This is a genomic window from Mycobacterium sp. NGS56, assembly GCF_059812425.1.
This window is the reverse complement of record NZ_JCALCQ010000006.1, coordinates 79,368-91,899: the sequence shown is the minus strand read 5'-3', so window position 1 is coordinate 91,899 and position 12,532 is coordinate 79,368. Positions and strand designations below refer to the sequence as shown.

Annotated in this window: 12 protein-coding genes; 7 read left to right on the top strand and 5 right to left on the bottom strand. The window is 66.5% G+C overall.

Going from position 1 to position 12,532, the window contains the following annotated elements:
• Positions 1-7 precede the first annotated feature (7 nt).
• Positions 8-484, top strand: a complete 477-nt coding sequence (locus tag AC5Y4F_RS16580) for a nuclear transport factor 2 family protein (protein WP_067933777.1) — start codon at positions 8-10, stop codon at positions 482-484.
• Between the two features lie 53 nt (positions 485-537).
• Here the strand turns inward: AC5Y4F_RS16580 and AC5Y4F_RS16575 are convergent, their stop codons facing one another.
• The 3 genes from AC5Y4F_RS16575 to AC5Y4F_RS16565 form a co-directional block, all read right to left on the bottom strand.
• Positions 538-1,419: an alpha/beta fold hydrolase gene (locus tag AC5Y4F_RS16575; protein ID WP_067933775.1), complete on the bottom strand. Its 882-nt coding sequence runs from the start codon at positions 1,417-1,419 to the stop codon at positions 538-540.
• A gap of 60 nt (positions 1,420-1,479) precedes the next feature.
• Positions 1,480-2,874, bottom strand: coding sequence for a WS/DGAT/MGAT family O-acyltransferase (locus AC5Y4F_RS16570; protein WP_499997629.1), 1,395 nt, complete (start codon positions 2,872-2,874; stop codon positions 1,480-1,482).
• A 352-nt stretch (positions 2,875-3,226) separates the two neighbouring features.
• The gene (locus tag AC5Y4F_RS16565; RefSeq protein WP_499997701.1) at positions 3,227-3,682 is read right to left on the bottom strand and encodes a nuclear transport factor 2 family protein; all 456 of its coding nucleotides are present in this window, start codon (positions 3,680-3,682) and stop codon (positions 3,227-3,229) included.
• A gap of 174 nt (positions 3,683-3,856) precedes the next feature.
• Here AC5Y4F_RS16565 and mbp1 point away from each other — a divergent pair, with 174 nt between their 5' ends.
• On the top strand, positions 3,857-4,090 hold the full coding sequence (gene mbp1 / locus AC5Y4F_RS16560) for a microaggregate-binding protein 1 (protein WP_499997628.1): 234 nt from the start codon (positions 3,857-3,859) through the stop codon (positions 4,088-4,090).
• A gap of 300 nt (positions 4,091-4,390) precedes the next feature.
• Here mbp1 and AC5Y4F_RS16555 read toward each other — a convergent pair whose 3' ends face one another.
• Entirely contained in the window at positions 4,391-5,236 is an 846-nt protein-coding gene (locus AC5Y4F_RS16555; protein ID WP_499997627.1) for an SDR family NAD(P)-dependent oxidoreductase, read from the bottom strand.
• A gap of 206 nt (positions 5,237-5,442) precedes the next feature.
• Here AC5Y4F_RS16555 and AC5Y4F_RS16550 point away from each other — a divergent pair, with 206 nt between their 5' ends.
• The gene (locus AC5Y4F_RS16550; protein WP_082947576.1) at positions 5,443-6,486 is read left to right on the top strand and encodes an alpha/beta hydrolase; all 1,044 of its coding nucleotides are present in this window, start codon (positions 5,443-5,445) and stop codon (positions 6,484-6,486) included.
• Positions 6,487-6,657: 171 nt separating this feature from the next.
• Positions 6,658-9,294, top strand: coding sequence for an ATP-binding cassette domain-containing protein (locus tag AC5Y4F_RS16545; protein WP_082947575.1), 2,637 nt, complete (start codon positions 6,658-6,660; stop codon positions 9,292-9,294).
• A gap of 5 nt (positions 9,295-9,299) precedes the next feature.
• Here the strand turns inward: AC5Y4F_RS16545 and AC5Y4F_RS16540 are convergent, their stop codons facing one another.
• Complete coding sequence (locus AC5Y4F_RS16540) at positions 9,300-9,464, bottom strand: hypothetical protein (protein WP_197520541.1); 165 nt, start codon at positions 9,462-9,464, stop codon at positions 9,300-9,302.
• A gap of 251 nt (positions 9,465-9,715) precedes the next feature.
• On the opposite strand from AC5Y4F_RS16540, the gene AC5Y4F_RS16535 reads away from it, so the two are divergent.
• Genes AC5Y4F_RS16535 through AC5Y4F_RS16525 form a run of 3 tightly spaced genes read left to right on the top strand, consistent with a single transcriptional unit; the run spans position 9,716 to position 12,531 of the window.
• Positions 9,716-10,894 (top strand): acyl-CoA dehydrogenase family protein, encoded by a 1,179-nt coding sequence (locus tag AC5Y4F_RS16535; RefSeq protein ID WP_067933849.1) that lies wholly within the window; start codon positions 9,716-9,718, stop codon positions 10,892-10,894.
• Positions 10,895-10,915: 21 nt separating this feature from the next.
• Positions 10,916-12,034 carry an acyl-CoA dehydrogenase family protein gene (locus tag AC5Y4F_RS16530; protein WP_067933769.1) on the top strand — a complete coding sequence of 373 codons (1,119 nt, stop codon included), beginning with the start codon at positions 10,916-10,918 and terminating at the stop codon, positions 12,032-12,034.
• Positions 12,031-12,531 carry a MaoC family dehydratase gene (locus tag AC5Y4F_RS16525; RefSeq protein ID WP_067933767.1) on the top strand — a complete coding sequence of 167 codons (501 nt, stop codon included), beginning with the start codon at positions 12,031-12,033 and terminating at the stop codon, positions 12,529-12,531. Before AC5Y4F_RS16530 ends, AC5Y4F_RS16525 begins: the two co-directional genes overlap by 4 nt.
• The last annotated feature ends 1 nt before the right edge of the window (position 12,532 follow it).

Sequence of the window (12,532 nt, the reverse complement as noted above, 5' to 3'; positions counted from 1 at the left end):
GAACACCATGACCGCCGACGACGGGGTGCTGGCCAGGTTGCGCCGGCTCGAGGACGAGCGCGACATCGCACGATTGATCGCTTCATACGGCCCCGCGGTCGATGCCGGCGATGCCGACGCCGCCGCGAGCTTGTGGGCGACCGACGGCGTGTATGACGTCGACGGCTGGCGCATGGAGGGCCGCGCCGCCGTGCACACGATGATCACTTCGCCGGCGCACCAGAAGTTGGTGGCCAAAGGCTGCTCGCACTTCCTCGGGCCGTGTGTAGTCACCGTCGACGGCGACGACGCGGTGGCGGTATGCGAATCCCTGGTGCTCGTGCGAGACGGTGACGGCTACCGGGTGTGGCGGGCCACCGCACATCATTTCGCGCTGCGGCGCATCGACGACCATTGGCAGATCACCATCCGCACCAGCCGCGTGCTCAACGGCGACCCGGAGGCCCTCGCCCTGCTGACGAAAGGCCTTGCGGGACAGCAATGAGGTTGATGGCGGCGACGCGCTTCGCCCGGCTTCGCGGCGCTTGCGATCGCCGTCTAATTGCGCGAAAGGAACGCCAGCACGGTGCTTTCGAACGCGTCCTTGGCCTCGATCATGGCCCAGTGTCCCGAGTTGGGGAAGATGTGCAGCTCCGCGTTGGGGATGGTGCGCATCGGGATCAGCGCCATGTCCGGTGGACTCACCCTGTCGTCGCGGCCCCACGTCAGCAGGGTGGGAGCGGTGAGCTTGTGCATGGTCGCCCATGGCAGTGGCCGGTCGGAGGCGCTCAGTGCGGCGTTCATTCCGGCGAACGCGGCCTTGCCATACATCCGTCGCGCCGCGGCCAGGGTTGCCGGGTCGGTGGCCAACTGCCAGCGTTCCTCGATCAGCTGCTCGGTGACCAGCGCCTGGTCGTAGACCATCGATTTGAGCCAGTCGACCAGGCGTTGCCGCGTGGGGTCCTCGACGAACTCCTGTAGGAGCCGAATGCCTTCGCTGGGACTGGGACTGAAGATGTTGGTGCCGATGCCGCCAATGGTCACCAACCGACCGACCCGTTCCGGATTGTGGGTTGCGAAGTTGATCCCCACGCCGCCGCCCATCGAGTTCCCGACGATGTGCACCTTGTCGACGCCCAGCGCGTCCAGGAAGGGCGATACCGTGCCGAACGCGGTGACCATCGGATGGCCACCGAAGTCGTCGCTGACCCCGAAACCGGGAAATTCCAGGATCAGGCACCGATAGTGGACGGCGAATGCGGGCAGCACGCCGCGGAAGTTGCGCCAGCCCGTGACCCCGGGACCGGAACCGTGCAGAAAAAGTAGCGTCGGGCCGCCCTGCGGCCCACCACTGTCGTAGTAGCGCAAGGCGCCCTTCTCGGTGCTGATTTCCCGCAGATCTTGCGCTGTGAGGGACGTCGCTTCAGAAGTGTCTGCCACGGATGTCACCCTGCCATGCCGCAGCGGCGGGAGGGGACTGGGTTCCGCTGACCGGGTCGATCAGAGTGGACGCTGGGCGGCGGGCTCACCGCAATTCAACAGCTCTTTGAGAGCGACGGGGAACGCGTCGGCGAGATCCCACAGGTCGGGAACGAGGTCCGGGCAGGAGATGATGCCGACGCCGAGTCGGCCGTTGAGCGACATCACGGTGATGTTGAGCGCGGCGCCGGCGATGATCGGGCCGAGCGGATACATCGCGTCGAGCCGGCAACCTAGGAAGTACAGCTGCTCCTGTGGACCCGCCACGTTGGACATGACCAGATTGTGTGGCGGCCGCTCAGGCAAAGGGATGCGTGGCAGCAGTTTTTTGGCCGCGCCGAACACGGTCTGTCCTGCCACTTGTGTCCAGTCGTGCAGCAGGGTCGGGCCCATCGCCGCGGAGTGCTTCTTGGCCGCGGCGTTTCCGGCTGCGATGCTGGCCAGCCGTTCCACTGGGTCGTCGATGTGAGTCTCGAGCCGGCAGAGCATCCAGGTCATCTGGTTGCGGCCCGCCCGAGTCGACTGGTCGCGGACGGATACCGGCACGCTGGCGACCAGGGGGGCGTCGGACAGCGCGTCGCGGTCCTGCAAGTACAGCCGCAGTGCCCCAGCACACACCGCCATCACCACGTCGTTGACGGTCACCCCGAACCGGCGCTTAACGGTCTTCACGTCATCGAGGTCCATGCTCGTCAGGGCGACGTTGCGGCGTCGGGTGAACGAGCCGTTGAATGCCGTCGGGGGGGCGGCGAACGGAGCCGCCATCGTCTGCCCGCCGCGGGCACGCAGCACCGTTTGCGCCAGGGTCAGCGCCGTCGAAGGCACGACTTTGGCCAGGCGCCACGGCCGCAATGCCGCGCCGATGAGCCCGGTGGCGGCGATCTCTAGCGGATTCGCGGCGCCGGTGCGCTCGGCCGGTGTCGGTGGCGCGGCGTCGGGCACGGCGCTGCATAACTGCGCGAGCAGGTTGGCTCCGCCGACGCCGTCGATCACCGCGTGATGGACCTTGAGGACGACGGCCAGCGCGTCGGTGCCGTGCAGGCCCTCGATCACCCACATTTCCCACAGCGGACGATCCCGATCCAGCGCAAGCCCGGCGACGTGGCCGCACAGGTCGGCTAATTCTTTCAGCCCGCCCGGCGCGGGCAGCGCGACGCGGTGAAGGTGGCGAGCCAAATCGAAACGCTCGTCGTCCACCCACACCGGATGGTCGAAGTTGAATTGATTGTCGGCCAGCTTGAGGCGGAATTCGGGCACGGCGTCCAGCCGCACCGAGAGCGCCTCATGGAAGCGATCGAACGTGTAGCCCCCGGGCATCGTCGCGGGATCCAGTTCCAGGACACAGCAAACGTTCAAAAGCTGCGTTGGGGATTCCAGGTATAAGAAGAACGCGTCTAATCCACTGAGTCGTTGCATGCTTGCTCGTCTCTTTTGGGCGGCCATGACCGCTGGTCACGTGACCGGCGGTCACTTCGGAGCTCCTGAGGGGACGTACGATCAGGCGGCCGCCATCTTTTTGTGTGACTCTTATCTGTAGCCGCTGAGGCCGATTCGGCAAACATTCCGTCGGGAGATTTAACGAAATCGCCACGCCGCTCTCGCCCGGTGGGGGCCGTGGCCGACGGGCTGGTAGCGGTGATCGACCGAACCGGCAGGTACGCCAGGAACGGTCGGTGTTGGATGCGGACATGATCCGTCCCGCTTCGGTTGGCTCAATAACGCCGAATATCAACTCGAACAACAGGTTTGACGTGTCACTGCGCCGCGATTATCGCTGCTTCCCGGAGGGCTCGCGGGCCATCGCCGAGTCTGGCGCCGCCCAGTCCGTCGAAACCTTGCGGTGCCTGATCAGCCAGGTGTCACCCTCGGGTACGAGGATGTCGCGGTAGCGGCCGTAGTGGTCGAGCCCGATGTGGGTGAGAACGGTGAAGTACGAGTCGACCCGGGCCTGACCGGGCGCTACCTCAGTGAACAACACGCTCGCGATGTTATGGCGCACAATCGGTTTCACATCGGCAGCCACGGCGATCTTTCCGGTGACACCGCCCAAGAAAGCCGCGATGTCTCGACGTCCGCACAGCGGCTCAGAACCGCGTATTTCGAGGATGCCGTCTGCGCAGAACGTCTCCGCGAGGCCTTCGAGCCGCCCGGCGTCACCCGACCAGTTGTATCGCGCCAAAGTGTCCCGGATTCGCTCGCGGGCGACCAGTTCCCACATCTCCACCGTCACGACTCCTCGCGCCGCCGACTCCTCGGCCCACCAGCGTATGGCATTTCGGCAACATGCCGCCGTGGGTGGCGAAGGCCACTCACCGGCCGTGTTTCGAAAATTCACCGGTTGGGCATCAAGGGGGCGAGCGCACGACACGGGCGTCGTCCGCAATACGGAGGGAGGAGCATGTCGGACAAGAGTGGTCCCGCGGAAGCCGTTGGGGGCGTTGTCGAGGGAGTCAAGGGCAAGGTCAAGGAAGTCGCCGGCGCAGTTGCCGGGCGTGACGATCTGCAACGTGAGGGTCAAGCCCAGCAGGACAAGGCTGACGCGCAGCGCGAGGCGGCCCAGAAAGAGGCCGAGGCCGAAAGCGCCCGCAAAGCCGCCGAAGTCAACGAAGCTCGCCAGAAAGCCGAGCAGTAGCGGGAACCGATGGTGGCCCGGTCACAGGGGTGGCCGGGCCACCGTTTTTGTCGCGACCCCGAACGAAAGCCACCGCCCCGGATCACTGAGGGCGGTGCTCCGCCTACGTTTGTCGATGAGCCCTCCGGCAACGGGGTGCTCAACGGGATCGCGGTAACGATCATCGACCATCAAGCCCGGTTCGGGCCCGCGACAACTTCCTGGGCTAACCTGAGCTAATCCGGCGAAACCCTCATTCCCGCAACGCTTCCGCGGGCCTGGGCCCGGGCCCGGGCGGAACGCGGCTTCGGTGATGTCTGATCAGGGGGCGATGGGCCGGTTTGTCCACTGGCGGTCCGGTCGGCGGGTCGAGCGGAACCATCCACCGGCGGCCCCGGTACCGCCGTCGGTGGGAATGACGTGGCCGGTGACGAACCCGGAAAGATCGGAGGCCAAGAACAGGATGACTCTGGCCTGGTCCTCGGGCAGGCCCATCCGCCCCACCGGAACCCATTGCGGCCATTGCGCCTGTTCTTGGTCCGAAAGCCATTGCGAATAGGGAACTTGCAGGGATTCGGTGACATCGGGCGCGATTGCGTTGACCCTTATCCCGTGGATGCCCACCTGGACCGCGAGGCTGCGCGTGAACGAGTTGACAGCGGATTTGAAGGCGGCATACACCGGGTCCTCCGGATACCCCCGCAGCCCCTCGAGCGACGAGACGTTCACGATCGCACCAGCCTGGCGCTCGACCATGGCCGGCAGGAACGCGTGGGTCAGCAGGAAGACATGGTGCAAGTTGATCCGGTAGAGCTCGTCCCACTGCTGCGGGTCGGTGTCGACGAAATTTCCGGGGTGGCGCAACCAATGGCCCACGTTGTTGACCAGCACGTCCACTCGATCGAACCGCTCGAGCACCGTCCGGGCCAAGCGGGCGACCTGGTCGGGGTCTCGAACGTCGGTGACGACGGCTGAGGCCGAACCACCGGATTCGGTGATCGTGGCTGCCGTCGCGCCGGCGAGGTCGGCGTCGATATCGGCGATGACCACGCGGGCCCCGTGTTCGGCGAACAGGCGTGCTGTCGCAGCCCCGATGCCTCCCGCACCGCCCGTGACGACCGTCACCCGGTCGGCCAGCAGCGGATCGGAAGGCTTCGCGTGTGTCATCGCTCATATCTTGGGCCATTAGGCGGCCTTGGCAACAGCCGGTTAGGCCCGATTGCGCCCGCGCGGGAACCTCAAGACAAACGAGTCAGTGGTACCCATCTCTTCGCGCAACAAACAGTGATGTACCTGACATTTGTGGGCCGTTCATTTCCAGTTAGCCCCCCGCGGCGGCGGGTATTCGGTCGCCACTTAGGAGGTTGAAACCGATGGTGAGCACAGCCGAACCGACACATGTATTGCCGAGCGTGGCGATGACGCGGCGCGTCCATCACCGCCATAGCCCGCAGTCGGTTGCCGTAGGGCTCGCCAGCCGCTTGATCGTGAAAAACACCGTCCGCGCATGGGCCATGACGCCGAACCTGCGCTGGCCGTTCGAATACCTCGATGGTGTCGCGGGATTGGTGCCGCAAGTCGGGCCACGGGCACAAATCGAACGGGTGCGACTAGAGAACTGTGCTGCCGAATGGGTTCGTGCGCCCGGCGTATCGGGGGAGCGGACAATCCTGTATTTGCATGGCGGCGCGTTCCTGACCTGCGGCCTCAACACCCATCGCTCCATGGTGACTCGCTTGTCGAAGGCTGCTGACGCCACCGTGCTCACCGTCGCGTACCGGAAGTTGCCCGCGCACCAGATCACCGATGCCATCGACGACGGCATCAGTGGCTTGCGGTGGTTGCAGGATCGCGGCTTCGACGGAGACCAGGTTGTCGTGGCCGGCGACTCCGCCGGCGGGTATCTGGCGTTCATGACCACGCTCTTGGCGATCCAGGACGGCATCATGGAACCGGCGGGAGTCGCGACCGTCTCACCGTTCACCGACACGGATCCGGTACGCAAACTCAAGCACCGCAACGCGCGCAAGTGCTCGATGTTCACCCGCCGGGCGTTCTCCCGGTTCGCCGAATTCCTCAGCAAGGCACAGGTTGTGGAAGGCCAGGGCGATTACGCGGTCGCCTCCCCGGTGGATGCCGATCTGTCCTCGTTGCCGCCGGTCACCATCCACGCCAGCTCGGACGAGTTGCTGCTCGTCGACGCCGAGCTGATGGCGAAGCGTTTGGAAGCCAGCGGGATCCACTGTGATCTGCATCTGTGGGAGGGGCAGATCCACGACTTCCCCTTGGCCGCCGACGTTTTGCCCGAGGGCAGGCGAGCGATCAAATACCTGGGTGATTTCGTCAAGGACGTCACCGCCGCTCGCGCCAAAGTTCCGAGCCTGCGCAGTCTGCGCAACGCCGCGGTTGCCGGTTGAAAACGGCGAAAGTAATTGTACTACAATGTAATTCGTTACCCAGCTGGCCTTCGTTGCCGGGCGGCCTTCTAGTCGGCGCCCTCCGCTGATTCCAGTCGGCGATGGTACGACACAGAGCCCGGCCAAGCACGTCGCGCATAAGCCGCCCCGCTGCCGTTACAGTTGGTCCTGATGACCTCACCAGCCCCGCCCGCGCTGACCGTGCGGTACCAGGGGGCCGAACGCACCTTCGCGCCGGGCAACGATGTAGTGATCGGGCGTGACCTTCGCGCCGACATGCGAGTAGCCCACCCCCTGATCTCCCGAACTCATCTGATAGTGCGATACGACCAGGGTCGATGGATCGCCGTCGACAACGGCAGCCTCAACGGCCTTTATGTCCACAACCGCCGCGTCCCAGTCGTCGACATCCAGGATGGGCTGCGGGTCAACGTCGGCAATCCGGACGGTCCGGCGCTCACCTTCGAGGTGGGCCGCCACCGGGGCTCGGCCGGGCGGCCCCCGCTGACGACGTCGATACCGATTGTCAGCAATCCCAGCGAACCGCCGGCACGCGCGCCGCAGAGCCGGTCGTCAGCCAGCCAGCATGCCGGCCAGACCCAGCAGCCGGCGTCGTTCCGGCATTCCGTCCAGCCTCCCGCCAGCGCGCAGCCGGCCGGGGGAGCCACGGCAAGCCAACCGTCCGAGCCGCAGCCCCGATTCCCGACCAGCGGTCTACCGAGCGAATCGCAGCCTGCGCCGCAGATTTACCGGTCGCCGCAGACGCAGGCGGCGCCGCCGACCGCTGCGGGACCGGCGCCGCAGACGGGCCGCATCGGCGGCGACGCGTCGATCATCGCGACATCGATGATGAAGATCCTGCGGCCGGGCAAGGCCGGTCCGGACGGACCGGGCGCCATCAGGATCGGGCGCGCCAACGACAACGACATCGTCATCCCCGAGGTGCTGGCATCGCGCCACCACGCCACCCTGATTCCGACGCCCACCGGCACCGAGATCCACGACAACCGCAGCATCAACGGCACCTTCGTCAACGGCGTCCGGGTCGATTCGGCCGTATTGCACGACGGCGACGTGGTCACCATCGGCAACATCGACCTGATCTTCCACGGTGGCGACCTGGCCCGCCGCGACCAGACCGCGACGGCGACGCGCAGCGGCGGCCTCGATGTGCGCGGGGTGACCTGGACGATCGAGAACAACAAAACACTGCTGGACAACATCTCGCTGACCGCCCTGCCCGGCACGCTGACGGCCATCATCGGGCCTTCCGGCGCTGGCAAGTCGACCTTCGCGCGACTGATCGCCGGATACACGCACCCGACGACGGGGACCGTGTCGTTCGAGGGCCACAACATCCATGGCGAATACGCCTCGTTGCGCAGCAGAATCGGGATGGTGCCGCAGGACGACGTGGTGCACGGGCAGCTGACCGTGCAGCAGGCGTTGTTGTACGCCGCGGAGCTGCGGCTGCCGCCCGACACCACGAAGGACGACCGCGCCCAGGTGGTGGCTCGGGTGCTCGAGGAACTCGAGATGACCCAGCACCTCCGCACCAGGGTGGACAAGCTGTCCGGCGGACAGCGCAAGCGAGCGTCGGTGGCGCTCGAACTGCTCACCGGCCCGTCGCTGCTGATCCTCGACGAGCCGACCTCAGGCCTGGACCCGGCGCTCGATCGGCAGGTGATGACCATGCTGCGGCAGCTCGCCGACGCCGGTCGTGTGGTGCTGGTGGTCACCCACTCGCTGACCTACCTGGACGTCTGCGACCAGGTGTTGCTGCTGGGGCCCGGTGGCAAAACGGCCTTCTACGGGCCGCCCAACCAAATCGGTCCCGCCATGGGCACCACCAACTGGGCCGACATCTTCAGCACCGTCGCGAACGATCCCGACGGGTCCCGTGCGCGCTACCTGGCCCGAACGGGCCCGCCGCCCGCTCCGCCGCCCGCCGAGAAACCCGCCGAGCTGGGCGATCCGTCGCACACCAGCCTGGTGCGGCAGTTCTCGACTATCGCCCGGCGCCAGATGCGGCTGATCGTCTCTGACCGCGGCTACTTCGTCTTTCTCGCGCTGTTGCCGTTCATCATGGGGTCGCTGTCCATGTCGGTGCCCGGCGATGTCGGCTTCGGGATCCCGAACCCGATGGGCGCCGCGCCCAATGAGCCCGGGCAGATCCTGGTGCTGCTCAACGTCGGCGCGGTGTTCATGGGCACCGCCCTGACCATCCGCGACCTCATCGGTGAGCGCGCGATCTTCCTGCGCGAACAGGCGGTCGGATTGTCCACCTCGGCCTACCTGTTGGCCAAGGTTTGCGTGTACACGGTCTTCGCGATCGTCCAGTCGGCGATCGTCAGCATCATTGCGGTGCTCGGCAAGGGAGCGCCGACCCAGGGGGCCGTGGCGCTGGGCAAGCCGGGTCTCGAGCTGTTCGCCGACGTCGCGCTGACGTGTGTGGCTTCGGCAATGCTGGGGCTGGCCTTATCGGCCGTCGCCAAGTCCAACGAGCAGATCATGCCGTTGCTGGTGGTCGCGGTCATGTCGCAACTGGTGTTCTCCGGGGGGATGATTCCGGTTACGGCGCGCATCGGTCTCGACCAGATGTCCTGGGCAACCCCGGCGCGATGGGGATTCGCCGCATCGGCCTCGACCGCCGATTTGACCAAGCTGGTGCCCGGTCCGCTCACCCCGAAGGACTCGCATTGGCAGCACACCCCGGCGACGTGGTGGTTCGACGTCGGCATGCTGTTCGTCATCAGCGCCGTCTACCTCGGCTTCGTGCGCTGGAAGATCCGCCTGCGCGGCGGCTGACGCGGTCAGGCGCGCTTGCGGAGCACCTGCTCGGCCGCGGCACGCATGCGGTCGGACAGTTGCAGCAGATCGTGCTCGCCTACGCCTAACGGCAGCGTGTACGCCAGTTGCCGCAATTCGACGGCGTAGTTGCGCAGATCTTCGCGCAGGCGCATCTCAACAGTGGGCATGACTTCTCCCTGGGGCTCAGCAGAATGCCTGGTCCCCGTCGACCAGCCGATCTGACAATCGTCGCAGCCCACTGGAATCACTGCGAGAGCGTCGACGTGTTTTAACCGGAGTTTGACAGCGTAGTTACAGCACGAGCGCCCGCCTGTGGCGCCCGCGCATGACGCAGCCTCGAAATCGCCGGTGCCATCTCCCTGTGGCGTTACGCTGGCGACGCTCGGTGAAAAGCATGTGGAAAGGCAAAGGCGCCGGAATGGATTTCGAACTCGACGCTGGGCAGCGCGCCTGGCTCACCGAGGTTCGGGAATTTCTGCACGACAACGTCACCCCGGAATTGCGTGTCGAGCTCGCTGAGCACGACTTGGAGGTTCCCGACGGCGAAGTCGCCCGGTTTCGCCGCAAGATCGGGGCCAAGGGCTGGTTCGGGCTGAACTGGCCGCGCGAGTACGGCGGACTTGGCCTCGGCGCCATGCACCTGCATCTGCTGATGAGCGAATTCGAATATTGGGGCGTGCCCGGTCCCGACCTGACGGTGACATCGGTGGCGCCGATGATCATGCGGCATGGCACCGAGCGCAACAAGACCGACTGGCTGCCCCTCATCGCCAAGGGCGAAATGATCTGCGCGGTAGGCTATTCCGAGCCAGATGCAGGAACCGACCTGGCCAGCCTGCGCACCAGCGCCACGCGGGACGGCGATGAATGGGTGATCAACGGCACCAAGATCTGGAACAGCGGCGCCCAGCGCGCCACGCACGAATGGCTCTGCGTCCGTACCGATCCGAGTGGTGCCCGGCATCGCGGCATTTCGGTCATCATCGTGCCGATCGACCGCTCGGGCGTCGAAATACGCCCGCTGTACGCGTGGTCGGGCTATCGCACCAACGAGGTGCACTTCCGTGACGTGCGGGTGCCGGTCACCAACCTGGTCGGCGAGGTCAACCGCGGCTGGACCTACATCACGGGTGCGCTCGATCTCGAACGCGGGGCACTGACCAACGCCGGAGACCTGCGCCGCGCCGTCGAGGAGTTGCACGAGCTGGTGCATCGCCCCCGGCGCGACGGGACCGTACCCGCCGACGATCCGTCGCTTCGTCGGCGACTGGCGCAGGCCGAGGCAGACGTCGCGGTGGCCGTGCTGATGGGCTACGAGGCGGCGTCCATCCTGGACTCCGGCGTCATACCCACCGTCGAGGTCAGCGTGGAGAAGGTTTTCACCAGCGAGCTGCGTCAGCGCATCGCCGACCTGGCTCTCGACCTCCTCGGGCCCGACGGCCTGTTGGCGCATGGCAGCGAACAGGCCCCATTGGCAGGCAAATTCGAGCGGCTCTACCGGGCCGCCCCGCTGATGCGCTTCGGCGGTGGGACCAACGAGGTGCTGCGCGACATCATCGCGCAGCGCGGCCACGGAATGCCGTCCTATGGACGCTGACGTCAGACCCGCACTCCGCAGATGAAGACGATCCCCACCGCCGAACAGCGCGAGTTCGCCTCGGCCTTGCGCGCCCTGCTGGCCGCCGAGAACCCGATCGGTCTGGTGCGCGCCCTCAACGAACCCGGTGCAAACCGCCACACGCCGGCACTGTGGAAGGCGCTGGCCGATGCGGGCGTCTTCGGCCTGGCCGTCAGCGAGGAGTACGGCGGGGCCGGCGGCTCCGTCGACGACCTCGCCGTCTTCTACACCGAAGCCGGCCGCGCGCTGTGCCCGACGACGGTGCACAGCAGCGTTCAGGCCACACTGGCCATCGACGAGCTCGGCTCGCCGGCCGTCAAGGCCCGCTGGCTCCCGTCGCTCGCGTCCGGTAAGGCGCGGGCCACCACCGCACTCTTCAACGTGCGCGACACCGCCCTCGTCGCCCCCGGGCCGCACGCCGATCGCGCCGCAAAACAATGGCGGCTCAACGGAACCGCGGACTATGTCCTCGATGCCGACGTCGCCGACCTCATCGTGGCGTCCGCCACGACGGACGAGCGGCCCATGGCCTTCGTCGTCGACATCCGCAATGCCAGTGTGGAACCGCTCGACATGGCCGGTGGGCTCCGCGCATTCACGCTGCACTTCGACGACGTCGTCGCCGACGCGGTGCTCGATGGCGTCACCGCACGCGCGCTGCGCCGGGTGGCGAACACCGCCGTCGCGCTGGGATCACTCGACCTGGTCGGCGTCGGCCAGGCCGTGCTGGACCGCAGCGTCGACTACACCAAGCTGCGTCATCAATTCGGCCGGCCCATCGCGTCGTTCCAGGCCGCCCAACACCTGATCGCCAACATGCACATCGCCTTGGCGGCCGCGCGATTGGCCGCGCACGCCGCCGTGTTCTGGCTGGGCCGGGGCCGCGTGGCGACCAGGGAGACGGCCATCGCGCGCATGCACGCGGCCACCGCCGCGCGCCTGATCACGCTGGACGCCCATCAACTGCACGGTGGCATGGGCTATGTCACCGAGACCGACCTGCATCTGTGGAGCGAGCGGGCACGGCTCGGTTCGACTCTCGGCGGCGGAGCCGATGTCGCCGCCGGCTGGCTTACACACAGCCGGCACGACGAGACAGACGAAGGGGAGCGCCGTTGAGCGAGGATAGTCTGATCGACGCGGGATCGGCGTCGCGCATCGGCACCGTAGCGGCGTCGGCGACCGGGGAGTTGAACAGCCGCGATTGGCAACGCTGGGCGGCCGCGGTCGGCGACCACAACCCGCTGTATTTCGATCCGGATTATGCCCGGGCCAACGGATATCGCGACATCATCTGCCCGCCACTGTTTCTGCAGTACGCGATCCTCGGTGTATCGGCGCTCGAGTCGTTGCGTCCCGACGGATCGTCCGGAGCGGTCTCGGGCAGCCTGGCGTTTCCGCGAGCCCCCAAACGGATGGCCGGCGGGGAGAGCTTCACGTTTCACCTGCCCGCGTACCACCGCGACGAGATCGATATGGTCCGAACCATCTCCTCGATCGTCGAAAAGCGGGGCCGCTCCGGCCCATTCGTTCTCGTCACTTGGCACACGGTGTACCGCAACCAGCATCGGGACCTGCTGGCCGAAGCGTCGACGTCGATGATCGCCCGTCCCTAGT